Consider the following 26,095-nt stretch of genomic DNA (forward strand, 5'->3'; position numbering starts at 1 on the left):
GTTAAAGAGAGGGTAGCGTTGGGCTAGCGGCCGGTATCTCCAAAATTGTGGTCATTGCCCTGCGGGATTACATAGGTACTTGTGTAATACGAGTGTCGGCCACTCCGCTCATAGCGGATATTTAATCATCACGAACGAGAGACGGTAACGCTTCAAGAACAGATTCGACCGGCTTCGAGCGTCTCGTGCGACGTTCTCACAACTACTGTGATAGCACGCGAAGTGGTCCGTCCGCCGTCTCCGGACGGACTCTCCGACGTGGTTCCGTCGTCGATTAGCGTTCGAGTGGCCTCCTATACCGCGGGCCGAGTCAACAGTGCGCTATTTATAATACTGGTTTCACATCAGTGTAGAACACCGGATTCGACGTCTCCTTCCTCGCCGTCGGCCTCGAGGGTCGCGCGGGTCGGCTCGGTGGATTGGGTGTCGGGCGTTCACGGGACGATTTCGATCGCGATTTACCCGCTCAGGGACGTGTCGGCGTATAACGGTAGTTGTCTCGGCAGACACTCATTCGCGCCGGCACCCTCGTTGAGTATCCCGGTACGTATTACTGAGTCGCCGGAAAAGAACTACGTAGATGACGCTGACCCGGCCGACCGATCTCCGAACCGAATTCGTCTCGGATCCGCCCGGCATCGACGAGCGCGAGCCCGACCTCCGCTGGCGGGTCGACACGGACCAATGCGGTGCACACCAGACCGCTTACCGCGTACTCGTCGCCTCGAGTCGGGAACGACTGGCCGACGACGAGGGAGAAGTTTGGGACACTGGCAAGCAGAAGAGCCCGCAACCTTCGATACCCTACGACGGACCGACGCTCGAGTCCGGCACGGACTACCACTGGAAGGTGCGCATCTGGGACGACGACGACGAAAGTCCCTGGAGCGATCCGGCGATGTGGGGAATGGGGTTGCTCGAGTCGGATGATTGGGACGCAAACTGGATCCGCCGTCCCTCCGAGATCGATATCGACGGTGCAACCGACTTCGAACGCGGACAGTTCACCTACGCCCGCCGCGAGTTCGCCCTCCCCGACGACGCTTCCGTCGAACGAGCCCGCGCCTCCGTGGCCGCTTCCCACCAGTACGAACTCTCGGTCAACGGCGAGCGGGTCGATCGCGGTCAGTCGTTTTCCTATCCCGATCACCACTACTACAAGACGATCGATCTGGCCGATGCGCTCGAGACCGGCGAGAACGCGGTCGGCGCGCTCTTTACGTGGCACGGAGAGGGACAGGGACGTCCAACGGGCGAGCCCGGCTTTCTCTGCCAACTCGAGATCGAATTCGCCGATGGGAGCGAACGCACGATAGTCACCGACGAAGCGTGGCGACTTCGCGAAGCCGAATGGGACGAGGACGCCCCGGTACGGAACGAAGAAGTCGGTGAGGCGGTCGAACGTATCGACGGCCGCGATGTGCCGCCGGACTGGGCCGAACCGGGGTTCGACGACGAGACGTGGAAGCCTGCCGGTGTCATCGGCCGGCACCCGACCGAGCCCTGGGAGCGACTCATTGCCCAGGATCGCGAGGTCGTCGGCTCGCAGGTCGAACCGGTGACCGTAACCAGGGTCGACGACGAGACCTACGTCGCCGACTTCGGTCGGATCTACGCCGGGATCCCAGAGATCACGTTCGAGGGCGGAACTGCAGGCCACCGCGTCGACGTGCGGGCGGGATATCGCCTCCGAGCTGACAGAATGGTGGACGAACAGGAGGGGACCCAGTGGACCGACATGCACTATGTGTACGTCCAGCGCGACGGTGAGTGCACGTTCCGGCCGTTTAATTACCTCGGCGTTCGGTACCTGCAGATCGACGCGCCGGGCGAGGAACTCGATCCCGAACAGGTGGCGCTTCGGGCGCTTCACAATGAGGTACCCGACGAGCACGCGGCGACCTTCGAATCGTCCAACGAAACCGTCGACGATGTTTTCAATCTCGCGCGCCACTCGACGCTCTATGGGTGTCAAGAGCAGTTCATCGATACGCCGACGCGGGAGAAAGGACAATTCCTCGTGGACGCGCTGAATATCTCTACGGTGTCGACGCGCGCGTTCGGAGAGCGTGCGCTAACCCGCCAGGCGATTCGGGAATTCGTTCGCTCGCACTACCGCTACTGGGAGGCCGAGGGGCGGATAAACGCCGTTTATCCCAACGGCGACGGCAAGCGCGACATTCCCGACTTCACCGAAGCCTTTCCCGAGTGGGTCTGGCAGTACTATTGGATATCTGGCGACCGGGCGATCCTCGAGGCCGCTTACCCCGTCGTGCGAGCGATCACCGAGTACATCGCCGACCACGTCGACGCGGAAACCGGTCTCGTGATGAACCTCTCGGGCGGCGAGGGGGGTCCCTACGAGGAGGGGATCGTCGACTGGCCCCCCGAGATGCGCTACGGTTACGATCGGGACTGGCCCGCCCGGACGACGATCAACATTCTCGGTGCCAACGCTTTCGCCAAAGCCGCGGCCATCGCCGAGGAACTCGAGTGTCCCGGCGGAGAACTCGAGCGCTATCGTGAACGGCGGGCGGCCCTCGAGTCCGCCGTTCAGGAACACCTCTTCGACGGGGAATTGTACGTCGACGGCTGTGGAGCCTCCGGAAGGAGCGAGAGTCGGTCCCAGCACGCCAACGCCTTCGCACTCGCGTTTGGACTCGTCCCCGACGAGGCAATCGACGGAGTTGCCGACCACGTCGCGGAAATGGGTATGCAAATGGGACCGATGATGGTTCCGTGGCTCTGTGAAGCGCTCGAGGCCGCGGATCGAACCGACGCGCTGGTCGATCTGCTGACGAACCCCGACGACGACGGCTGGGCGAACATCCTCGAGCAGGGTGGGACGTTCACCTGGGAAACCTGGCATTGTCGCGATCCCGACCTCCCGACGAGCGAGCGGCGAAACCGGAGCGAATCCCACGCGATGGGCGGACCGGTTCTGGTGAGCATCCAGCGCGCCTTACTCGGAGTTCGACTCGCAGAGCGCGAAGGAAGCCACCTCGAGATTCGCCCACCAGCGTCGGGGCTCGAGGCCGCGTCCGGCCGTGTTCCAACCGAACGGGGAACGGTGGACGTCTCCTGGAGTCGGGAGGGCGAGACGTTCGACCTCAAGGTGACGGTGCCCTGGAACGCGACCGCCTCCGTGACCGTCCCCGTCGCCGCCGACGCCGTGCGAGTCAACGGCACGGTGTTGACGGCGGATGACGCTTCGTCATCGAAACCGGCTCCGTCGTCGAAATCGGCTCCGTTATCGAAACCGGCTCCCGAGGGCGTCACCGGAACTCGTTTCGGCGAGACGGTTTCCGTCGATGTCGAATCCGGTCGGTACCGGTTCGAACCCGAGTAATCCGTGATCGAGTCGAATCGCCCGACGAGCGGTCGATCAGCGATACGCGACAAAACGGTTGGCGCGGAAGGGTTAACTGATTCGCTTGAGAGTCTCCTGTATGAACTCCCTCGCCGACAATCCGTTAGCGTCACGAACCGACGTTCAACGAGCCGTTCGACAGTTGGTCGATCCACTCGAGACACACCGTAGCCCAGGCTCCGCTCGCGTGAAGCCCGGGTCGTCGAGCGCCTGGTTTCCCGATACGGCGGCGGATCTGGAGGGATTCGCTCGTCCGCTGTGGGGACTCGCGCCGCTCGCCGCCGGCGGCGGCGACTTCGAGGGCTGGCCGCGGATCCGCGAGGGGCTCAAACACGGTACCGACCCGGACCATCCGGAGTACTGGGGGCCTGCGGGTGACAACTCCCAGAAACACGTCGAAACCGCCGCCATCGGATTCGGACTTGCGCTCGTTCCCGAAATCCTCTGGGACCCCTTCGAGGCGGAGACGAAGGATCGCCTCGCAACGTACCTCCGACAGGTGGACGACGCCTCGCTCTATGACTGTAACTGGCTGTTCTTCCGAGAGCTGGTTCACCTCGGGCTCGAGCGCGTCGGGGTGGAGTACGACCGCGAACTGTCCCGGGAAACGCTCGACAAACTCGAGTCGTTCGCGATCGGAGACGGCTGGTACGCGGACGGACCGCCCGACGAGAGCGCGCGAGATTACTACATTCCCTGGGCGATGCACACGTATGGACTCATCTACGCGACGGTCGCCCAGGAGAACGACCCCGACCGAGCCGACCGCTTTCGCGAGCGAGCCGTCGAGTTCGCGCCGCAGTTTAGACACTGGTTCCGCCAGGACGGTGCCGCGCTTCCCTACGGTCGGAGTCTGACCTACCGATTCGCACAGGCGGCGTTCTGGGGTGCGCTCGCGTTCGCAGACGTTAAAGCGCTCCCGTGGGGTGAGATCAAGGGGTTGTGGCTCCGAAACCTTCGGTGGTGGGCTACCCAGCCAATCTTCACCGACGGCGGCGTGCTCTCGGTCGGCTATCGGTACCCGACGCTGAAGGTGAGCGAGCCGTACAACTCGCCCAGTTCGCCCTACTGGGCGCTCAAGGTATTTCTCCCGCTTGCGCTCGAGTCGGATCACCCCTTCTGGCAGGCGGATCCCAAGCCGCTTTCGGAGTTACCCGAGCAGGTGGTCCAATCCGAACCGAAACTGGTCGTCTGTCGGGATCGGACGGCCGATCATCACTACGCGCTCGCGGCGGGGCAGTCGACCCCCTACCTCGAGAAGTACACCAAATTCGCTTACTCGAACGCGTTCGGATTCAGCGTCCAAAGCCGTCGGTCGGGCCTCGAGGGAGCAGGTCACGACAGCGCGCTCGCGCTGAGTGAAGACGGCAAAAACTACCGAATCCGACTCGCAGTCGACGAAACTGCCGTCCGGGACGGAACGCTTTACTCCCGGTGGACTCCCTGGGACGACGTCCGCGTCGAAACGTGGCTCGCTCCCGCCACCCCGTGGCACGTCCGCGTCCACCGGCTCGAGACGGATCGACCGGTCCACAGCGCCGAGGGCGGCTTTGCGTTGCCCCGGAACGATGCCGATAGATCGGAGCACAACGGGAACCAAACAGGCGGCGGGAGCGCGCGGTGTCGGTCGCCGGGGGGAACGAGCGGCATTCGTGATCTCTTCGAACGACGCGAGGGCAAAACCACGGGGCAGGATCCGAACACGAACGTCTGTCACCCGCGAACGGTCGTGCCGATGCTCGTCGGAGAGCATGAGCCGGGAACTCACTGGCTAGTTGGGGCAGTCACGGCGGCTCGCGCCGACGGCGACGACCGATGGAATCGGGCACCGCAACTCGCGTCTGCCGCCCCGCTCGTCGTGACCGACGCCGACGGCGAGGAACTGATTCGACGTGAACGCGAATAGTGAACGCTTCCGTCCAGACGGCACAGACCGTCATTGCCGTCGAGTCTGTAACCGGTCTAGATCTGCGGTCGAACGAGTCGACACTGCGGGAGACGATGGTTTTCGCCCCTACCAGTATCGCTCCCACTGTTCGGTCGCCCGAACCAACCCCTCGACGTAGAAGTAATCGCCCCAGAGACAACACTCGTCGAAGTCGTCGTCGGTCCGATGGTACGCACCCTCCATTAGAAGCCCGTTCGAGTCGTCGGGATCCGTGGTGTAGTTCCCGGCGAGCGACTCGAGCGTCTCGAGGGCGGCGTTGCGATACTGGCGTGTTCGATCGTCAGCGCTCGGGAGGATCCTCGAGAGTTCGTCGAGGCCGCACGCGGCGATTGCGGCGGCCGAAGAGTCACGTACTCCGTCGTCGGCCGGGGCGTCGAAATCCCACTGCGGAACGTGATCCGCTTCGACGCGCTCGAGGTAGTAGTTGGCCAGCTTCGACGCGAGCTCGGCGTAGGCGGACTCGCCCGTGTACGTCGCCGCGATCGCGTATCCGTAGAGCTGCCACGCCTGGCCGCGCGCCCAGCAGGAGTCATCGGCGTATCCCTGGTGGGTTTCCACGCCGAGTGGCGCTCCCGACTCGATATCGGATTTGAACGTGTGAGCGGTCGAGGCGTCATCCCTGACGATGTGTCGCACGTTCGTTCGGGCGTGGGCGTCGGCTATCGTCGCGTACCGTTGCTCGTCGGTGACCCCGCTGGCCCAGAACAGCAACGGGAGATTCATCATGGTGTCGGCGATTATCCGGCCCTGCACCCACTCGTCGGGTGCCGACGCGTCGAGCGGTCCCCACGCCTGGATCAATCCCAGGTCATCCCAGTATCGATCTGCCAGCAACTCCGCGGCGGCGACCGCGAGTTCCCGGTACTCGAACTTGCCGGTCAGTCGATAGCCGGGGACCGCCGAGAGCGTGTAGAGAAATCCCAAATCGTGTGTCTCCACGTCGCCGTCCTCGAGCCGTCGATCGAACGTCTCGAGTTGCGTTTGTGCCGCATTTCGATACCGCTCGTCTCCAGTTACCTCATAGGCGAGCCAACACTGCCCGGTCCAGAATCCGCTGGTCCACCCCTTCGAGTTGTCCGTCGACGGATAGACGAGGTCGTCGCTCGAGGCCGTCGGGAACCGATCGTGAAACGTCGTCAGATTGGAATCGATCCCGTCGAGCGCGTCAATCAATGCCCCACGGAATGTTGATTCGGGGGCCGATCGACACCCGTCGTACCGACTCGGGACGCCCGGATCGGAAACGTCAGCTATGGGTGCCGAGGAATTTCGCGTCATACGATAGACCACACGACTATTTTTAATAAACGTATCGACGGTTACAACCGCTCTCGAGTGTGATCGTCGACGGCGGACACGAGAATTGTCAGTCTCGAGGGTCGGATTCGCGAACGGTCACCATCGTTTCCGGGGGATGTTCGTCGCTCGTCCGTAGGTCGACAGTTCAACGAGTCGGCTCGGTCCGGCGGCGAATCGCCGCCGGTGCCAAACGAGTGCTGATGGTCCGAGAGCGGCACCGATCGTTTCTCAGTCTCGAGAACTGCGCCGTGAGTACCGGATTGCCAGGTGAGAAATCACACCGATCAGGATGAGGCCGATTCCCCAGACGCCGATAATTGCCGGCCACACGCCTGTGTTGACGATGGCCGCGACGACGGTCACTACCAACCCGATCAGGGCGACCTGTATCGAACGCGACCCGCGAAGCGGTTCGGCGAGTCCCAGGCCGAACGAAGATGCGGCGCTGGTCGAGTTGGACTGGTTCGAACGCTGCTCGTCAGTGGCATCGACGGACATGTTTCGATATCATTCCGAACGATGTTATCTGTTTCGGGAGATTGATCGATTTCTACGGAGTAAACCCGTTGTGATACTGTCGACCCACTGTCTGATGGCTCACTTGCGGTCCCCTTCTAAATGGCTCGCAATTGACTTCTTCATCCGTCGGTAACTATCTCTTTAGATGGACACTCCCGTGGGCGTTTCATAATAAGTTACTGCCATCGCTGGCTCTAAGTAATATTGAATGTTCAGAACAATATAATATGGTGAATTCTCTTCGAATATCGATGATCCACATTGGTTCAGTTTAACTGATTACCGGTTATAGAATCCTCTAGCGGATACTCGTGGCATTTACCTCCACGTGTTCTCCGGTGGCTTCCGTAGCCAAAATTTGAAAATTGGTGAAGAGAGACCCTTTTGGTATATTTCACTCGAAAATCGAGAATGTATGGCTTTTTCTCCCCCAACTACTGGGTATTGTATGGTTGATCCGAGGAATTTTATAATAAATCAGAATTGTACTACTATTCCACTACTAAAGTGGCTTGTGAGTAATATACAATGATATATACATAACACCGAAAAACCCAACTACTTCAGTACTGCTCAAAACTCACTCGAGAACGGCTTCGAGTGCATCCATTACATGATCTACTTTCTCAACGTCGGCATTGTATCCCATGTGCCCGATCCGAAGGATGTCGTCGGCCAGTTCTCCGAGTCCGGTCGCCAAGACGACGCTCTCTTCTTCTGCGATTCGTCGCTGTACTCGTTTCGCTTCTCCCGGCAGACGAAACGCCGTCACGGTCGGCGACTGCAGTTCGGGGTCGGTGTAGCACTCGAGGCCCAGTTCGGAACCGCGTTCGCGACACCGCGTCGCTGCGTTCTCGTGACGAGCGAAGACGTTCTCGAGTCCTTCCTCGAGGAGCAAGTCGAGCGCTGTCTCGAGTGCGGCGATGTTCGCGCTGAGGTGGGTGTAGGGAAACCCATCGGAGACGTCCCGCCACGGAAGAAAATTGGTATACAGCGAGGCCGGCTCTCGCTCTTCCATCCGGTCCCAGGCTCGATCGCTGATCGCCGCAGTCGTCAGCCCCGGCGGCGCGCTGAAACACTTCTGGGAGGCCCCGAGACAGACATCGATTCGATCGGTTGGAACAGACGTCCCGCCGAGCGACGAGACGGCGTCGACGACGCTGAGGACGTCGTACTCCTCGAGGAGGTCCAGAACGGGCCCCAAATCGTTGAGCGCACCCGTCGGCGTTTCGCAGTGAACCAGTGTCGCGAGCGAAAACGGATCGTCAGCGGCCGCTGCCGACTCGAGTGTCGCTTTGATGGCATCGATATCATACCCCTCGTTGTACGACCCGGAAACGAGCGTCGCGTCACCGTCGGAAGCGTCGACGAAATCCGCAAACCCGTCGCCGTAGACCCCGTTAGAGAGACAGAGGACGCGGTCGCCGGGCGAAACCAGCGAGGAGATCGCCGTCTCGAGCCCGAGGATTCCCTCGCCACCGAGGACGACGATATCGTGGGCCGTTCCGTATATTTCCGCCAGTTTCGTACATGTCTCGTCGTAGCGGGTTGCGAACGCGGCTTCGATATCCGGGTTCGGTTGCTCGGATGCCATCGCCTCCCGTACTGCCGGCGGCACCGTCGTCGGTCCGGGTGTGAATTGCATGTCTATCCGTGCGACCTCCAGTCATTAGCCGCTTGCGGTCGGGTAACTCCCTCGGTCTTCCGCTCGACTTGGTCTTCCTCTCGGCTCGGTCTCCTCGAGTGTTGTATTTCCGTACGCTATGACTATCTGGGGGCACCTCTGGTAAGACTTATCAAGATCGATTTAGTTATACGAATCGTGATTTCCAATGAGCGGAATCGATGATACTTCGTCGACAGGCGATCCAACCGATTCATTCGTCCAGGGTGACGACGATACCAAACCACGAATATCATTTTACGGTGGCAGAGGGACGAGCGCCCTGCCGATCGTGTTTTTCATCGTTTGGGCAATTTTTCAGACTGCGCTGTTGCGCATCCAGTCTGAGAGCGGGTTGATCGTCGGCATTCTGATTGGGCTTATCGCGGGAATGTTCTTCGTCCGCGGCGATTGGGCGTCCTACGCGAACACGATTTTCGAAGGGATGACTCAACCCGTGGCGGTGACGGCTATCGTCGCCTGGATCTGGGCCGGGATGTTCGCCGAACTGCTTCAGGACGGAGGGTTCGTCGGTGGATTGATCTGGCTCGCTGATATCGCCGGGATCGGGGCAACGCTGTTCCCCGCGGTGACGTTCGTACTGGCGGCGCTGTTCACGACAGGTATCGGGACCGGATACGGGGCGGCAGTTGCGTTCGTCATCCTGTTTTTCCCCGCTGGCATCTTACTCGGAGCAAATCCCGTCCTCATGTTCGGTGCGATCCTGTCGGGGGCGATTTTCGGCGACAACCTCGCACCAGTAAGCGACACGACGATCGTTAGTGCCGTCACGCAGGACTCCGATATCGGCGGCGTCGTCGCCTCTCGATTCAAGTACGTGATCATCGCTGCAGTCGTCGCGTTCGGCGGGTACCTCGTGGCCGGCTCGGCGATGACCGGTCTCGATATCGGCGTCGATGCGCAGGCGATCCTCGACCAAGAAAGCCAGGTGATCGGTCTCGTTCACCTCGTCTCGATGGGTGTCGTCATCGGGACCGCCGTTGCAGGACGTCACATCGTCGAAGCCATTTCCTGGGGAATCGTGACCGCGATCGTCGCCAATCTCGTTCTCGAGTTGACGACGGTCGGCGAGATCATTTCGTTCAACGCCCCACCGGATGCCCCCTTTGCCGAGCCGCTAGACGCGCTTCCGTTTTTGACGGTCGTCGAGGACGCCGACGCGGTCGGCGTAAGTGGGAGCCTCATTGCTGGCGCATCGGGCTTCTTCGAACTCGCGATCCTCGTGTTGTTTATCATCGCGGCGGCACAGATCATGATACGAGGCGGCGCGTTCGATGCGATCCTCGAGTGGTCGATCGAGAACCTCGCGACGAACGTTCGCAACGCCGAACTGACGATGGTCGGCTCCGCGGCGCTGATCAACGGCGTCATCACTATCAATACGGCCGCGGAGGTCGCGATCGGCCCCTACATCTCGAAGATCGGTGAGCGGTTCAACTTGAACGGCTACCGCCGGGCGAATATTCTGGACGGACAGACCGCCGCACTCGGCTACATTTTCCCGTGGTCCGGGGGTGTGCTGGCTGGCTATACGGCGATGCGGGATCTCCCCGAGGCCTACGACTGGCTTGAGGCGGACATGCTCGTTACGCCCATCGACGTGGTTCCGTTCGTCTTTCAGGGTTGGCTGTTGGTCGCAGTCTTCGTTATCGCAGCGATCACCGGGTTCGGGAGAGAGTACGTTACCGACCGCGAAAGCGAGGAGGTGGCACGAATATGAGCTTGTTCACGAAGTACCTCAAAGGATGGACGTTCCGTAGCACCACGCCGTCGTTCGATGTCGGCGACGAGATAGCCGTCTTCATCGCCGAAGCGAACGGTGATGGAAACGGCCACGCGTACGTCGGCGACACCGAACTTATCGTCGAAGGCGCCGGCTTTGACACCGTCGAGAAACGCGTTCGGGTTCGGATCACCGAGTTCGACGAGGCGACCGCGACCGGTCGCGGTGAGTTTCTGGAAGTAGTTGGTGAGAGTTCCTACACCAGGTAACGAACCGCTCTCTCGCCCGGTCGGGTTCGAACGAACACACCGCTCGTTTTTTCGGCCGATGCGTCGATCCGATACCTCTGTATTAAACTATATTTATGTCATTCAGCGTATTCTTATAAATTCCTTTAAGCTACAAATCACTTGTTGAAATAGGCGACTTTCGGTTATATTGCAGGTTCGATACTGCACAGTAACTCGAAGACCTTCGATGTGGGGCGTTTATTCTCCAAAAACAGTACCCGACGACAAATTGTTGTCGTACCGATGACTACGTCTAAAAGCCCGGTGAAATACCACGGTGCCGGGATACCCCTCGGTTATTCGCTCATGAACGAAGCACCGGTCGTATTCGATACGACTATAGAACCGAACAACTGCGCCGGTGATGATCGAAAAACCCAACAAAATTGAATATTAAGATATATTATATATTTGTAAAGAGCGCGACTCTAAACCAGTTACCCACGGTCGCCCGTTGTCCAAACATGACGAACCAGCTTCGATCTATTCGAATCCAATCGACGAACTCACGCGATTACTCGCTTACCTCGAGGTTTCGAACGCCTCGACACCGGCTCCGGCGATCGCGATGTCCTCGGAAACGTCGCCGCCGCTTGCACCGACCGCACCGACGACCTCGCCGTCGACCTCGAGCGGGATTCCACCGCCGAACGTAACGACTCGGTTGTCGTCCGTCGATTGGAGTCCGTAGACGTCGCCACCCGGTTCGGATCCCTCTTTGAGATCTTCGGTCGGCTTTTTGACGGCTGCCGCGGTGTAGGCTTTGTCGCGGGCGATACTCGCGGCGACGAGTTTCGCACCGTCCATTCGGCGAAATCCGATCAAGTTGCCTTCGTTGTTCGTCACGGCGAGGTTCATCGGAACTCCGAGCTCTTGTGCTTTCGATTCTGCGGCGTCTAAGATCTCTTTCGATTCGTCTAGTGAAACCGTCTGCTGGCTTTGCATTACACACACAGCTATAACGTCTCCCTATAAACTGTCTTTGGAATAGCAAGGCGCTGCGTCAGCCGATTTCTAGGTCCAACCGATGCCAGAGAGATGATGCTGAACAGCTATTGCGATCCGGCTACATCGGATTACCGAAGAGAGCTGTTGATCTGAGTGTTCGGTCAGTCCGTGTCTTGACCCCTGTTTCGGGTCTTTCCGTGGTTACTTTTCGTCTTGTCTTCGGTTCTGATCCCATTTATTCTGTCCTGCGTGCGCCGCGTTTGCAACGAAGTCCCGCCCAAAAACGGGTACCGATGAAACACCTCGTTGTCCGACGATACCGTATGATCTGCTCACAGTCCATTACAAATATATGGATGTAATAAAACTCTCTCATTGCCGCGTTTGCACTGACTGTAATCAGTGCTATACGTCCTTCCTGTGGTCCCGTCTAACCGCTCTCGTCACAAATATTGGCTGACGGCAGATTCTATCCGGTATTGGCGGACACTTGTTTGTAGGTCTCTCTTCGAAGCTGCCCCCTATTGGCGTTCGACCTGGATACTGGATACGGGCGCGTCGAGGACCGCGAGATCGTATTCGGGAACCCTTCGATCGCCCTGGATTATCGACGCGTGTTCGGGAAGGTCGAGTGTAATCTTCTCGCCTGAGAAGTTCGTAACCCACGTGTACCCGTCTCGTTCGATCGCCCGAACGTTCGTCGGGAGCGCCTCGTCGGTACTCGGAACCTCCGCCCGGTCGAGGACGGTCGAAATCAGCGCGTCGGCGAGTTCGCTCTCGGGCCAGACGCCGCAGTAGGTAACACAGCCGTCGCCGATTTCGTTTTGAGTGATTGCTGGCGTTCCCGGCGCTCCCCCGCCCTGATAGGTCGCTTTGACGGTCGCCGACTCGAGTTCGAGACGTTCGTTCCAGACCGTGTACTCGAACGTTTCGCCATCGTACTCGAGTACTCGTTCCATGTTCGGATGCGGCGCTCCGTGCTCGGTAACCGTCGCACCAACGAGATCCGCGAGCGGACCCGGGGCTGGTTCGTTTAGTAGCTTATTCGCACGGTCTTTGACGCCCGAACGCATCGTCAGGAGGAGTTCGCCGCCGTCCTCTGTGTAGGCTCGAAGCGTGTCCGCGATATTCTCGTCGACGAGATGGAGCGTCGGTGCGACGACAGCGTCGTACGACGAAAGATCGCGGGTTGGCGGAACGATATCCACCGAGACGCCGCGTGCCCGCAGCGCCCGATAGTAGGTCTCGAGGTAACTCCAGTAGTCGAACTCGGGAGCGTGTGGCTGATTGTCCAGCGCCCAGAGGTTGTCGTACTCGTGGACGATCGCGACAGGGGCGTCGACGTTCGAAAGCGCTGGAAGCTCCTCGAGTTCGGAGGCTGCCGCCGAGGCGTCGTCGTAGCCCCGCGCTGGAGTGCCGTCGGCGTTGCGAAGCCCCGCGTGGTACTGTTCTTGACCCTGACGGCAGCGCCGCCATCGGAAGTAGACCACTTCATCCGCACCGTGGGCGACCGCGTGGTGGGCCCACAGTCGCATCGCCCCCTCGGCCGGCTGTGGCGAGTACGGCGGCCAGTTGATGTCCCCTGGCTGTTGTTCCATCACCCAGAACGGCGCGTCGGCCGCCGACCGATAGAGGTCGTGATCCAGTCCGACGACGTCCGGGTCGCCGGCGAGGAGTTCGTCGACGGAGGGTTCTCCCTGTTGCTGGACGTGACCCGTGGGGTACGAGTCCCACGAGGCGAATTCGAGGCGCTCGCTGACGTCGTAGCTGTCGAGTGCGCCGAAGTGGCTCATGAAGTTGTGGGTGACGAACCAGTCGTCGTTTTCGGCCTTCAGGGCGTCGAGCTGTCGTTCATTGTAGTTGACGACGCTGTCGCTCGAGAAGCGATAGAAATCGAGCAACAGAGACGGGTGGTGATCAGTTACCGTGTGACGTGGTGGCTCGATCTGTTCGAACGCGTCGTAGCGCTGGCTCCAGAAGGTGGTTCCCCACTCCTCGTTGAGCGTCTCGATGTCGTCGTAGCGCTCGCGGAGCCACTCGCTGAACGCCCTCGAGCAGTCGTCGCAGTAACACCGAACCGTGCCGTGACAGCCGAACTCGTTGTCGGTTTGCCAGCCGGCGACGACCGGGTGGTCCGAGAAGTGGTCGGCCATCCGCTCGACGATACGGTCCGTTTCCCGAGCGTATTCGGGAGAGTTGAAGCAATAATGGCGTCGACTGCCGAAGTGTCGAGTCGTTCCGTCTGGCTCCTCCTGTAGTATTTCTGGATGCTCGTCGACGAGCCACCGGGGCGGCGTCGCCGTCGGCGTACACAGTACCGCCTGCATATTGTGTTCGCCGATCAACTCGAGCGCCCGCTCGAGCCATTCGAAATCGAACTCGCCGCGTTCGGGCTCGAGTCTCGACCAGGCAAACTCCGCCATGCGGACGTACTCGATTCCCGCGTCGGCCATCTGCTCGATATCGGTTCGCCATCGTTCGTCCGGCCAGTGTTCCGGGAAGTAACAGACGCCTATGGTCATCTACAACCACCGACAAACAGCACGGTTTTAGACTCTCCGGTTTCGATCACTGCGGAATCCGTTGGACCCACACTTCCCGCGGCAAGCCGCAAGCGCTGTTTGGTGTTCGGCTCACGCGCAATTTCACCGCGATAATACGATCGTTATCCCTACCTTTTTTACTACGAACTCCGTTGGCACCGATAATGCTTCACGCAAAAGGTACACTGTGTACGATTGATGTCGGCGACCGAGCCGCTCGGACGGAAACGGTTGACGACGAACTGTCCGAATTCGTCGGCGGTCGAGGCGTTGCAACCAAACTCGCGCACGACCGGATCCCCTTCGATGCGGAGCCGTACGGCGAGGAAAACCGACTCTACTTCTCGACCGGTCCGCTCCAGCAGACCCAGATGAGCTTTACCGGTCGAATGAACTGCACCGCGCTCTCCCCGCTAACTGACGGCGTCGCCTCGGCGAACGCAGGCGGGTATCTCTCCCGAAACTTCGTCGGAACCGGTCACAGCGTGGTCGAACTCACCGGCTCGAGCGACGAACTGCTTGCGGTCCACGTCACTGACGAGGGCGTCGAGTTCGAGGAGGTCCCCGAACTCGAGGAGGCAACCGTCCCCGAAGTTTCCGCAGTGATGAACGAACGCCACGGCCTCGAAAGCGAGAACCTCGCGACGATCGGCCCGGCGGGCGAAAACGGCGTGCGATTTGCATGCGTGATGACCTACGACAGTCGAGCATTCGGCCGCGGTGGACTCGGCGCGGTCATGGGGTCGAAAAACGTCAAGTGCATCACCTTCCAGGGTGACTCGCCCCCCGAAGTCGAGATACCGGCCGAAGACGTCCAGTCGTCGGTTCACCGAGAAGCCGCGACCAGCGATCACATCATGCGCCGACAGGGAACGACGAACTCGATCGAGTTCGTCAACGACAATTTCTCGCTCCCGACGCGATACTTCTCCGAACAGTCGTTCGAACACGCAGAGGATATCGGCGGCGACGCCGTCGAGGAGAAAAAGTACGAGAAGGCCTCCTGTTCGGTCTGTGCCTTCGCCTGTAAACTGCCGACTCGAGACGAGGAAACCGGGATCGAAACCGAGGGACCCGAACTCGAGACGGTCTTTTCCTTTGGCTCGAACTGCGGCGTCGGCGAACTGGTCGATGTGATGCAGTCGAACGAACTGTGTGACCAGTACGGCATGGACACGATCTCCTGTGGAAACGTCGTCGCGGCGTATCTGGCGAGCGAAGAGGAGTTCGGAAACGCGGAACTCGTCCACGACATCGTCGAGAAGATCGCGTTCCGCGAGGACGAAGGCGACCTGCTGGCGGAGGGCGTCGCGCGAAGCCACGAGGAACTCGGCGTCGAGAACTTCTCCGTGAAAGGTATGGAGTTCGCCGCTCACGACGGGCGCGCGATCAATGGACAGGGCCTGTCCTACGCCGTCGCGAACCGCGGCGGCGATCACATGTACTCGACAACACTCGCCGACGAGTACGGTGGTGACGTCGACCCCCGTGGGACCGCTGGGAAGGCGGAACTCGTGGTCGAGAACGAGAACCGAAACGCGTTCCGCGACAGCGGCGTTATCTGCCAGTTCGGCGTGGGTCGCGCCGTCGAAAGCGACCGATTCGAGGCGCTGTTCGACGCGGAGTACGACGACATCCTCGAGGTCGGTGCCCGGATCGTCGAACTCGAGCGCCACTTCCGGAACCAGCGCGGACACGGCGGCGAGGAGGACCGACTGCCCTACGACCTCCCGGACCTCGAGTCATCGATCGAGGAGTACTACGAACTCCGCGGCTGGAACGACGACGGCACGGTCCCGTCCGGGACCGTCGCGGAGTACGCACAGGCTGATTAGGAACTTTCTCCCCGATCTTACCCGCCCTCCGCCGGCGGCGACGCACGAAGCACGTCCCCCTCGTCGACGGGCGTTTCGATCCCATCTTCGAACGCGACGTTTCGCCCGTTTCGAATCACGGAAACTGAGTCGCTGAAACCTTCCTCGTCATCGAACAGGAAGCCCTCGAGTTCGGGGTTCTCGGCGGCGAGTGCTTCGAAAACGTCACCGACGGTCGCGTCGGTCTCGACCTCGCGTTCGTGTGACTTTCCGCCGACCGCTTCCCGAAGGGGCCCGTAGAGTTCGCAGGTTACTTGCATGACCGGCCACTTTCTCGCGAGTTCACTTGAAACCGCCGCTATCCCATCGATCCGACCCGCTTTACTCGGGCGGCGCGTCCCACTCTTCCCCGTTGTCCCGTGGATCGTAGCCGATGGTTTCTCGAGCGTTTTCGATGCTGTACCAGCGCCGGTCGTTGTCGCTGACGCCGCTGAAGATTTCGAACCCGTTCTCGTCGGTCTGCAGACAGCGGTCGATCATGTGAGCGAAATCGCGACGCGATTGCCACATCCCCTTCATACGGGAAACTTGTTGCTCGTACTCGTCGCTCCCGCGTTCGTATTCGCCGCTATCGACGTCGTTTTCGGCGTCACCGTAGGGATGGTCGTACTCGGGCATGCGCACGCTACAGATCCGGATCGCGTGGGCCCGCTTCGGGTACTCGTGGTTCTCGACGTAGTACCGACAGAGGTCCTCGCCGAAACTCTTCGAGACACCGTAGTACGAATCCGGTCGAACGGGATCCTCCTGAGAGAGTCGGAACGGAGCGTCGCTTCCGAAGTACAGTTCGGGTGCGTTTTCGGATTCGTACATCCCCATGACGTGATTCGACGAGGCGAAGACGACCGTCTCGAGTTCGGCCTCGCGGGCCGCCTCGAGGGCGTTGAGCGTCCCGATGATGTTTGGCTGGTGAACGTCCTGCCACGTTCCGTCGGTAAACGGATAGCCCGCGAGGTGGATAATCGCGTCCTGTCCTGTCGCCGCATCTCGAAGCGCCTGTCCATCGGCGACGTCTGCGGCCACGGTCTCGTGACTGCCGTAATCCTCGCCGCCGTCGGGGTCCTCCCGGTCGAGATAGGTAAACTCGTAGGCGGGTTCGTCGTGGAGGTGGTCGATGATAGCGGTTCCACACCGGCCGTACGCGCCAGTCAATAAAACGTTCACAGAGGTACGCAGGGACGGGCGTCACTATAATCGTTCGATTTCTAGCGCAGCCGCTGCCGTAAATCACTTCGAACGGGCCCAAAGACGCGGATTCGCGTCGTCACGGAGATCGCGTCCGATCCGGATCGCCTCGGAGACTCGATATCGGCACCGAAACCGCGGCCGATCCGGTCTCGAGACGTGCTATGGAACGACTCGTTGCCAAGCCATTGAAGCGCGTCGCGCGAGAGCGTTACGCGGAGTGTCACTTCATTTAGCCCGACGATCGAACGATACTCGAGTGACCACTAAAAGCGTTATGTTACCATTGGTCATATTCTTCTCGCAGTAATCTCGTCGAGGCTGGCATGATAGGGTCGGTTGTCAGTCATTTCCGGCCATTCGTCACCCCGATCTGGCGAATAACCGGTAAACAGTTACAATCGACCCTATGAAACACTACGTGAGAACGCGTCGCCGGCTGAGTCATGGGTGTGGACCCGAAGACGAGCGAGTTGAAAGTCCGACGGAACGCCTAGAACTGATTCGCCGCGAGCAGGAAGAAGCCCTGCCCGTAGGAGGTGCTCGTCAGCGGCGCGCCCGGCCCGCCCGGCGGGCCGGCGACTCGACGCACCGCGCCATCGTCGTCGACGAGTCCCACCGCAACGTCCATCGCGTTCGCGGCCGCCTCCTCGTAGGCGTCGTCGTCGACGATTCCTAATTCGAGGGCGCGCTTGAACGCGTAGGTGTACATGAGCGTCCCCGAGCTCTCGAGGGGCGTGTGCGGGTCGTCGACTACGTTGTACCACATTCCGCAATCGTCCTGGCGTTCGATGATCGACGAGGAAACGTCCCGGAAAATCTCGATCAGTTCGTCCCGGTCCTCGTGGTCCTCCGGCAGGTACTCCAGGACGTCGACGATCGCGGCCTGCACCCAGCCGTTTCCGCGGGCCCAAAAGGTGCTCTGGGGGTAGCTGTTGGGCTGTTCGTGCCAGATATGTCGAAATAGACCGGTGTGGGGGTCTTGCAGGTGCTTCGCGTGGACGATAATCTGTTTGGCAGCTTCGTCGAACGCCTCGGGTTCGTCGGCGGCGGCCCCGTAGCGAGCGAAGAACGGGCACATCATGTAGACGGAGTCAATCCAGAGTCCTTTCACGCCCGAAAGCTCGGGGACGTGGTGGGGGATTCCGCCGTCTTCCGTGCGATCGATCGATTGCAGGTTGTCGTACTCGCCTCGCGCGGCCTCGAGGTATCGCTCCTCACCGGTTCGTCGGTAGAAGTCCAGAACCCCGTGACCGATGGAGGTCGTATTGTTGGTGTTCATCGCCTTTCGCTCGTCGATATGCCAGTGGGCGTCGTACTCTTTCCCGTGCTGGAAGACTTCGATGGGGTAGCTCGGGCCGTACGATAGCTGTCCGTTGCTGTCTTGCGTTTCGACGGCGCGGTCGACGAGATCTCTGGCACGTTTGACGCAGTCCTCGCGCTCCGTTGCGAGGAGTCCGTTGATCGCGACGCCTTTTTGCCAGACTTCGTTTTCCATGTCGTGATCGATGGTGTACGATGCGACGTTCGAGACTGCCTCTTCGAGGGACTCAGTCATAGTAACGATAGCTAATACTCCCACGGATACATGATAAATCTTGCTTGACGGCGCGACCGTGATCGATTCGGCCAATCGTGAAGTCCGGCGAACCGAGTAGTGGCGAATCGCTCGAGAGCCGGTGACGATATCTTTATTTGAAAGCCATCCAATTGCCTGGTATGGCCTCTACAAAGCTGCGGGACGGGTTACGAGACGTTGCAGTCGGTCTCTTGACACCGTTCGACGAAGCTGGCCGAATCGATCACGAAAAGCTGGCCGCAAACGCCGAAGCCCTCTCGAGCGAGGGACTCGGTACCTTTCTGGCGTGTGCGAATATCAGCGAGTATCATTCGTTGACCCACCAGGAACGCATCGACATCACCGAAACCAGCGTAAAAGCGTTGTCGGACGACGACTGCGTGCTCGCGGGAGTCGGGGGAAGCACGAAGACTGCACAGGACCTCGTCTCGACCTACGACCGTCTCGGCGTCGATGCGATGATGATCATGCCCCCGGATCATACGTACCTCCACGAGCGCGGACTCCTCGAGTACTACGAAGCGCTCGCTGAAACGGCCGAGAGCGCCATCGTGCCGTACGTTCGAGGATTCGAACCCTCGGTCGAGTTTCTCGCGGATCTCACCCGGATCGATAACGTCGCCGGGATCAAGTACGCGATTCCGGACGAGGTAAAACTTGGCCAGGCGATAGCGGCGGGTGACGACGACGTGATCTGGGTCGACGGGATGGCAGAACCGTACGCGCTATCGTTCTGGTCCCAGGGGGCCGAAGGCTTTACCGCCGGCGTAACGAACTTCGAACCTCGACTCGGAACCGCATTGCTGACGGCGTTGCGTGAAGAAAACTGGGAACGCGCTCGAGAACTCCAGAACGCGGCCGTTCCCTACCAGCAGTTCCGGACTCGAACGGGCGAGGACAACACCCTCGCGGACGCGATCAGCGTCCCGGCGGTCAAGTACGGCCTCGAACTGGCCGGCTACAACGGCGGTGACGTTCGAGAGCCGATCGTTCCCCTCACCGAGTCGGAGAAAACCGACGCAGAGGAGTTATACGAACGATTGCAGTCCGATCTCGACCGAATCCTCTGAGCAGTAGATTTCAGTTGGACGCTCTCCGAGACGCCTGTTTTGTCCTCGATCGTTCTCGAACCCGGTAGTCGATCGTTTGGGCTCGAGTCGTACTCTCTTCGGAAATACGGAGGATTGGGCAGGTACTCACCCAATGGACCTGTCCTGAGTGTTACAGTATTTATTGATTTTGTGAGCTGGGTTACGTTCCTCCACAGGCCGGCAAGCGTCCGGTTGTGCCGGACACTACCGATTATACTCGCGAGATTTGAGGGAGATATCTTACGTTAGTATGGGTGTAAATATTCGGCGTGTCACGACAATCTCTCTTCGAGGAACGATGGATTCCTGACGGAGAGGGGCACACACCCCTTTCAAGTTACGAATCCGGTAGTACCGAACGACCTGGAATGAAACGAACCGAGAGGCCGTCGAACGCGAGTATAGCCGTCCAACTAGCGGACTACTACGGACAGAGTGGTGTTTCTATCCGGAGAAGGCGAACGATTTGAGAACGCATTCGGTGCTCGCGGTCCGTTGATACTGCCGGCTGTACGTCGTTCACAATTTTCGTCGCCCCGGGAGTGCGAAAATCTTTACATAGTTACAGCCGGCAGTATGAGTTGACGTTTCGATTACTCTCTCAAATCATCCGATAGACTTCGTCCATCCACTGATCGGAGTCGTCGTCGACCGTAATGCCGTCCATCGATTCCGCCCAGCGAGCCTGAGCGTCACTCGTTTCCATTACGTCGTGAATCGCCTCCGGATTGTCGAGTTCCATGAATCCGAAGACGTGCCCGTCCGACTCGAAGACGCTGTAGGTCTCGAGTCCGGCATCTGAGTCGAGGTAGGCATCTTCCAACCACTCGGGAACGGTTTCGTGGGCTTCTCGGTAGGCGTCTCGCTGTCCGTCGGCGATCTTCAGGTGAAATGCAATTCGTGCCATGCGTTCCGATTATCGGAGGGGGCTCCCATATGTATTCTGTTCGTTATTTTTGGCGCGCTGAAACCCTCGATTGCGTTGTTGTGGCGTCGTATCTCGGTCGAATTGAAGGAACTTCGGGAAAATAGGGCCCCTAAAACGACCACACGCGAGCGGGAGCTACTGGAACTGCGGGATGACTTCGTCGGCGAACAGTTCCATCCCGTCGGTGTCCGGAACGTCGACGAACCAGCACTGGAACTTGGTCACGCCGGCGTCGATGCGTCGTTCGATCGCGTCGGCGCATTCCTCTGGCGTGCCGAGGAGGAAGTACTCGCGGGCGTCCGCCTCGGTTTCGATATCCGCCTGATCGACATATGCTTCTTCGAACTGGATCGGGAGCATCAACTCGAGTAAGCGCTCTTTTTTCTCCTCGTCTCGCGTACAGATGACGTGGCCGTCCCAGGAGTACTCGATCTCATCAGGGTCGCGTCCAACGGTGGCACAGTGATCTTCGATGACGCCGATCTTGTGTGTCAGGGTTTCCGGCGTCCCGTTGAACACGTCCGTGTTCCAGATATCGGCGTGTTTCGCGACGAGTTTGAGCGTGACCTCTTCGCCCTGTCCGCCAACGAGAATCGGCGGGTGGGGATCCTGAACCGGACCGGGCTCGCAGTACGCCCCATCGATTTCGTAGTGGTCGCCCGAAAACGAACCGCCCTCGGCGGGATCGCTATTCCACATCTCTTTCATCAGGCGGATGCTTTCGTCCAGACGCATCAGTCGTTCGAACCCGTCCCGGTACTCCCAGCCGTAGGCCTCGTACTCGGGTTCGTGCCAGCCGGCACCGAGTCCAAGCTCGAGGCGACCGCCGGAGATGACATCGAGTGTCGCCGCCATTTTCGCGACGAGTGCCGGATTCCGGTAGTCGTTACAGAGGACGAGCGAGCCCAGGTTTATCTCGTCGGTGCAGCCGGCGAGGGCCGAGAGTAGCGTCCAGCACTCGTACTCGGCGTGGTCGCGCCCGAGCATGAGGTGATCGGGAGCCCAGGCGGCGTCGAAGCCGAGTTCTTCGGCTTTCAGGACGCAGTCTCGGGTGGTCTCCCACTCGAGTCGTTCGTACGACGGTGTGTCGCGATGGACGGGATCGGTTCCCGATTCCGGCGCGCCAGCGAACACCGGTACGTTGTATTCGAACGTGATGTCCTTCGTGCTCATGTTACTCGACGCTGTAGTGTTCCAGTGCGTCGCGGTTGACTTCCGAACTTAGGCCGACGCTCTGAGGAATCGGGATCGACCCGTTCTCAGCGTTCGGCGGGTTCGCGTAGATCGCATCGGCGTAGGTCGATTCCTGCTCGCCCTGGCGCTCTTGATACCACTCGGGGATGGGGAAGTATTCCGCCATCGGCGCGTTCGTCGAGGCCGCGATAAAGTGCAGGTGCGGGTTCGTTCCCGAGTGAGGGATCACCGGCACGTCCCGAGCGCTCGCCATCGAGTCGATCTTCAGCAGTTCAGTCAGGCCGCCACAGCGGTGGACGTCCGGCTGGAGGATATCGACGGCTTCGCGCTCGAGCAGTTCCTTGTGTCCCCATCGGGTAAACTCGTGTTCGCCGCCCGAAATCGGGACGTTCGAAGCCTCTCGAAGCTCCGCATAGCCGTCGATATCGTCGGGAATGACGGGTTCTTCGACCCACTCCATGTCGTAGCGCTCTAAGCGTTTGAGCATCTTCTTGGCGTAGCGAACGTTCCACCCCATGTATGCGTCGCCTGCGATCCCGATGTCGTCGCCGACGGCGTCTCGAACCGTCTTGACGATCTCTTCGTTTTCTTTCATCCCCTCGCGACCCGCTTCGGGGCCGTGCAGGAAGCGAAGCTTCATCGTCTCGAATCCCTTCTCGGCGTACTCGAGTGCTTCTTCCTCGAGCTTTTCGTGGTCGACGGGGTGGAGATTACTCGCGTAACACGGAATATCATCGGTTACGGGACCGCCGAGCAGTTCGTAGACGGGTTTTTCCGCCTCCTTGCCGGCGATGTCCCACAGTGCGAGGTCGACCGCGCTGATCGCCTCGATGGCGGCACCCTTTCGACCGAAGGGGATCGTCGCGCGGTACATCATGTCCCACAGGCGTTCGCGTTCGTGTGGGTCCTCGCCGACGATCAGCTTCGAGAGCGTCTCGTTGACGATAGTTTCGATCGAACCGGTCGCCCAGTTGCCGACGCCGACGCCGGTGATGCCCGCGTCGGTTTCGACTTCGACGACGACGTCGCCGACCGGCCCCATCCACTTGCGGCGGGCCTGCGGGTTGTCGCCGTCCGCGTTGTTGTACTCGTCGAACTTGCTCATGACGGTGACGAGCGGGAACTCGACGAACTCGCCCCAGGAATCGGTACTAACCTTCGTGACGGTGATATCTGTTATTTCCATAAGTTCAAATCACGTTTCGAAGACTCATGCTGAGATGCGTTCAACAGCCCCATAAGTGTTTATAGTGAGCGAACCGCTCAGCAGTTCCTGCTGAATCCATCGCCGGTCCGTATGTGAGCCGGTCCAACCGATAGTTTCGAAGCCAGACTGAAAGAACCTTGTTCGTCGATTCTTGTCCATTTGGCACGGAGTTTTAAGCAACCATTGACTATAATCAAAAATTATATTAGTTGGTTCGTGGTGCCAATTGACTATGTCAGAACATGGCATCCACCGCACGACGGATTCGAATCGAACGAGTACTCCAGGCGCTGGCGTTTCACGGCGGCACGTGCTCGCGACGATCGGCGTCGGCACTGGAACGACACTCGGACTCATCGGCAGTGTGCGAGCTGACGATCACGAAGCGACCGTCTGGGAAGACGGCGGTACGTGGTACGCCGACAACGCGGGCGATCCAGTTTACGACGGACCCAGTATGCGCGCTGCGATCCAGGCTGGTGTCGACAGCCTCTCGGACGGTCGCACCAGTATGGAGACTGTCGTCGTCATGGATTCGGGGACGTTCGGCCCAACGGACTCGCTCGAGGCTGTCGACCTCCCGAGTTTCACCGAGTTGGACCTCCGCGGGACGATTTTCGTCGAGGACACGGGCGAGGATCTCGTCGTTCCGATCCGTGCACGGAGCGCCGAATCGATCGCCGTTCCGGGATTGCAGATAGAAGGGAACCCGAGGTACGGCGTGTGGATTCAGAGCTGTTCCGACGTGTTTCTCGGACAGATCGGAATGGATCTCTCCGAGACGACCGATTTGGGGCTGGGCATCCGCATCGACGACGCCGACGGCGGTCGCTCGACGAACGTCACCCTCGAGTCGGCCACTATCGCGGGCGCCGCACACCACGCCGTCGAAACGTACGGAGTCGACGGGATCGAGATCGGGTCCGTCGAGACGTTCGATACCGGCGGCTGTGGGCTCCTGTTGAACGATACGTCTGATGCTATCGTCGACAGCGTCGACGCCTTCAGAGCCGATGCGGGTGGCGGATACGCCGCCTTCCGATTCGCAAACGGTGCCGGGCCGAACATCCACGTCGGCGAGGTAACCAGCGTCGAAAGCGGCCGCGGCGTTTTCGGGGTTTCGGGGAGCTACGGCGTTACAATAGAGAATTTGGACGTTTACGAATCGGGCCAACACGGCGTATTGATTCAGGACTGTCAGGACGTCCTCGTCGACGGCGGACTGGTTCGCAACAACGGCGCGGAAGGCGTCCGAATCGATTCGCGCGACGACGGGCAACACCACCCCGCGGAGGACGTCACGGTCCAAAATTTGCGTGTCGTCGACGATCGGGATGACCCACAACAACCATACGGGATCCGCGAAACCGGCCCGGACACGTCCGATAATGAGATTCTCGATAACGACGTCCGCGACGGCGGCACGACCGCTGAGCTCGAGGTGTACTCGAGCAGTACCGTCGTCGAAGGCAATATCACCAGCTAACATGCTGGGCGGCGTTCTCGAGCCCGCGGGGACGAATCGACGGCTTCGAGCGCCGCCAACGGAACGTCGGCGACGGTTCTGACACCTAAAGATATTTGTAGGAGAGCCCCCCAACTACTGATAGCTTGACCAGAGCGAGAGGTAACCCTACATGAAGGCTATAGTCCATACCGGTCCTAGATCTATCGAAATCCGAGAGCGCGAGAAAGCTGTTCCCGACGACGGCGAAGTACTCGTCCGCGTCCATTCAGCCGGGTTATGTGGCAGTGATGCACATGCGTACAAGTACGAAGATGGCTACCAATGGATCCCAATGCCGCGGATTATGGGCCATGAGTACTCCGGCGAGGTCGTCGAAGTCGGCGACGACGTGACGGACTTTGCCGTCGGCGACTCCGTCGTCGAGGAACCGATCCACGACTGTGGGTCGTGTTTTCAGTGCAAGAACGGCCAGCCCAACGTCTGCCAAAACTTCGAAATCACGGGGATGCACAAAGACGGTGCCTATACCGAGTTTACGACGGTGAAACCTCGAGATCTCCACAAGATCCCCGAGAACGTTCCGCTCGGCCAGGCGAGCATCACCGAACCGCTCAGCATCGCCACGCGAGCGGTATTCGATCAATCGAACGTGACTCCCGGCGACACCGTCCTCGTTGAAGGTCCCGGCCCGATCGGCGTTCTCGTGGCGGCCGTTGCGGACGCGATGGGCGCTGACGTCCTCGTTTCCGGGCTGGGCAAAGACACCGAATATCGCCTTCCATTGGTCGAACGACTCGGCATCGAGACGGTGGATATTCAGATGAGTGCTCTGTCAGAAATCGTCGATGGACGGACCGACGGGATCGGATTCGACGTGGTATTCGATACGACGGGTCATCAAAGCGGCGTCGAGATGGCTATCGACCACGTGCGCAAAGGCGGACAGGTCGTCGTCGTCGGTCTCCCCGGAGCGCCCAGTGAAGTGTTCATGACGCCGGTGGTCCGCGGCGAAGTCGATCTGAATACGTCCTACGGCTCGACCTGGCAGAACTTCGAACAGGCCATTCGGCTCTTATCCGCCGGCTCGATCGACGCGGATGCGATCATCGATCGCTCGTTCAGTATCGATGAACCGACGTCGGCGTTCGAAGCGTTCCTCGAGTCCGAAACCTGCAAACCCGTCTTTTCGTTCGCCGATCTCTGAGTTTCGCTTCCGGCAGGTTCCGTGCGCTCGATTTCTGCGTT

The 26,095-nt window shown here is 59.9% G+C and carries 19 protein-coding genes; 8 read left to right on the plus strand and 11 right to left on the minus strand.

The genetic code is table 11. The features are described from left to right. Positions 1–580: 580 nt before the first annotated feature. Positions 581–3,349: a family 78 glycoside hydrolase catalytic domain gene (locus ACYQ14_RS21570; RefSeq protein ID WP_459891354.1), complete on the plus strand. Its 2,769-nt coding sequence runs from the start codon at positions 581–583 to the stop codon at positions 3,347–3,349. A gap of 100 nt (positions 3,350–3,449) precedes the next feature. Further along, entirely contained in the window at positions 3,450–5,276 is a 1,827-nt protein-coding gene (locus tag ACYQ14_RS21575; protein ID WP_459891356.1) for a DUF2264 domain-containing protein, read from the plus strand. 108 nt (positions 5,277–5,384) lie between these two features. On the opposite strand, the gene ACYQ14_RS21580 is transcribed toward ACYQ14_RS21575, so the two are convergent. The 3 genes from ACYQ14_RS21580 to ACYQ14_RS21590 form a co-directional block, all read right to left on the minus strand. Further along, entirely contained in the window at positions 5,385–6,596 is a 1,212-nt protein-coding gene (locus tag ACYQ14_RS21580) for a glycoside hydrolase family 88 protein (protein ID WP_459891358.1), read from the minus strand. A gap of 249 nt (positions 6,597–6,845) precedes the next feature. Continuing rightward, complete coding sequence (locus tag ACYQ14_RS21585; protein ID WP_459891360.1) at positions 6,846–7,115, minus strand: hypothetical protein; 270 nt, start codon at positions 7,113–7,115, stop codon at positions 6,846–6,848. A gap of 601 nt (positions 7,116–7,716) precedes the next feature. Then, positions 7,717–8,781, minus strand: a complete 1,065-nt coding sequence (locus ACYQ14_RS21590; protein ID WP_459891362.1) for a pyridoxal-phosphate-dependent aminotransferase family protein — start codon at positions 8,779–8,781, stop codon at positions 7,717–7,719. 187 nt (positions 8,782–8,968) lie between these two features. Between ACYQ14_RS21590 and ACYQ14_RS21595 the strand changes: the two genes are divergently transcribed. Both ACYQ14_RS21595 and ACYQ14_RS21600 read left to right on the plus strand, forming a co-directional pair. Beyond that, positions 8,969–10,540 (plus strand): Na+/H+ antiporter NhaC family protein, encoded by a 1,572-nt coding sequence (locus ACYQ14_RS21595; RefSeq protein WP_459891364.1) that lies wholly within the window; start codon positions 8,969–8,971, stop codon positions 10,538–10,540. Beyond that, complete coding sequence (locus tag ACYQ14_RS21600; protein WP_459891366.1) at positions 10,537–10,812, plus strand: DUF7513 family protein; 276 nt, start codon at positions 10,537–10,539, stop codon at positions 10,810–10,812. Before ACYQ14_RS21595 ends, ACYQ14_RS21600 begins: the two co-directional genes overlap by 4 nt. Positions 10,813–11,355: 543 nt before the next feature. On the opposite strand, the gene ACYQ14_RS21605 is transcribed toward ACYQ14_RS21600, so the two are convergent. Both ACYQ14_RS21605 and ACYQ14_RS21610 read right to left on the minus strand, forming a co-directional pair. Then, a complete protein-coding gene (locus ACYQ14_RS21605) occupies positions 11,356–11,778 on the minus strand; it encodes a GlcG/HbpS family heme-binding protein (protein ID WP_459891368.1) in 423 nt (140 codons plus the stop codon). Positions 11,779–12,302: 524 nt separating this feature from the next. Continuing rightward, positions 12,303–14,303: a beta-galactosidase gene (locus tag ACYQ14_RS21610; protein ID WP_459891369.1), complete on the minus strand. Its 2,001-nt coding sequence runs from the start codon at positions 14,301–14,303 to the stop codon at positions 12,303–12,305. Positions 14,304–14,488: 185 nt separating this feature from the next. Between ACYQ14_RS21610 and ACYQ14_RS21615 the strand changes: the two genes are divergently transcribed. Beyond that, complete coding sequence (locus tag ACYQ14_RS21615; protein WP_459891371.1) at positions 14,489–16,159, plus strand: aldehyde ferredoxin oxidoreductase C-terminal domain-containing protein; 1,671 nt, start codon at positions 14,489–14,491, stop codon at positions 16,157–16,159. Positions 16,160–16,176: 17 nt separating this feature from the next. On the opposite strand, the gene ACYQ14_RS21620 is transcribed toward ACYQ14_RS21615, so the two are convergent. From ACYQ14_RS21620 to ACYQ14_RS21630, 3 genes are all read right to left on the minus strand, one after another. Next, positions 16,177–16,458 carry a ubiquitin-like small modifier protein 1 gene (locus ACYQ14_RS21620; protein WP_459891373.1) on the minus strand — a complete coding sequence of 94 codons (282 nt, stop codon included), beginning with the start codon at positions 16,456–16,458 and terminating at the stop codon, positions 16,177–16,179. 61 nt (positions 16,459–16,519) lie between these two features. After that, positions 16,520–17,362 carry an NAD-dependent epimerase/dehydratase family protein gene (locus ACYQ14_RS21625; protein ID WP_459891376.1) on the minus strand — a complete coding sequence of 281 codons (843 nt, stop codon included), beginning with the start codon at positions 17,360–17,362 and terminating at the stop codon, positions 16,520–16,522. Between the two features lie 514 nt (positions 17,363–17,876). Further along, positions 17,877–18,941, minus strand: a complete 1,065-nt coding sequence (locus tag ACYQ14_RS21630; protein ID WP_459891378.1) for a glycoside hydrolase family 88/105 protein — start codon at positions 18,939–18,941, stop codon at positions 17,877–17,879. A 161-nt stretch (positions 18,942–19,102) separates the two neighbouring features. Here ACYQ14_RS21630 and ACYQ14_RS21635 point away from each other — a divergent pair, with 161 nt between their 5' ends. Further along, positions 19,103–20,032 carry a dihydrodipicolinate synthase family protein gene (locus ACYQ14_RS21635; protein WP_459891380.1) on the plus strand — a complete coding sequence of 310 codons (930 nt, stop codon included), beginning with the start codon at positions 19,103–19,105 and terminating at the stop codon, positions 20,030–20,032. A 622-nt stretch (positions 20,033–20,654) separates the two neighbouring features. Here the strand turns inward: ACYQ14_RS21635 and ACYQ14_RS21640 are convergent. From ACYQ14_RS21640 to ACYQ14_RS21650, 3 genes are all read right to left on the minus strand, one after another. After that, a complete protein-coding gene (locus ACYQ14_RS21640; protein ID WP_459891383.1) occupies positions 20,655–20,960 on the minus strand; it encodes an L-rhamnose mutarotase in 306 nt (101 codons plus the stop codon). A 156-nt stretch (positions 20,961–21,116) separates the two neighbouring features. After that, positions 21,117–22,154, minus strand: coding sequence for an LLM class flavin-dependent oxidoreductase (locus tag ACYQ14_RS21645; RefSeq protein ID WP_459891385.1), 1,038 nt, complete (start codon positions 22,152–22,154; stop codon positions 21,117–21,119). 1 nt (position 22,155) lies between these two features. Beyond that, the gene (locus tag ACYQ14_RS21650) at positions 22,156–23,361 is read right to left on the minus strand and encodes an enolase C-terminal domain-like protein (protein WP_459891387.1); all 1,206 of its coding nucleotides are present in this window, start codon (positions 23,359–23,361) and stop codon (positions 22,156–22,158) included. Positions 23,362–23,614: 253 nt separating this feature from the next. Between ACYQ14_RS21650 and ACYQ14_RS21655 the strand changes: the two genes are divergently transcribed. Then, a complete protein-coding gene (locus ACYQ14_RS21655) occupies positions 23,615–24,868 on the plus strand; it encodes a right-handed parallel beta-helix repeat-containing protein (RefSeq protein ID WP_459891389.1) in 1,254 nt (417 codons plus the stop codon). 151 nt (positions 24,869–25,019) lie between these two features. Beyond that, positions 25,020–26,054 carry a zinc-dependent alcohol dehydrogenase gene (locus tag ACYQ14_RS21660; protein ID WP_459891391.1) on the plus strand — a complete coding sequence of 345 codons (1,035 nt, stop codon included), beginning with the start codon at positions 25,020–25,022 and terminating at the stop codon, positions 26,052–26,054. The last annotated feature ends 41 nt before the right edge of the window (positions 26,055–26,095 follow it).

It is taken from the genome of Halostagnicola bangensis (assembly GCF_054653435.1).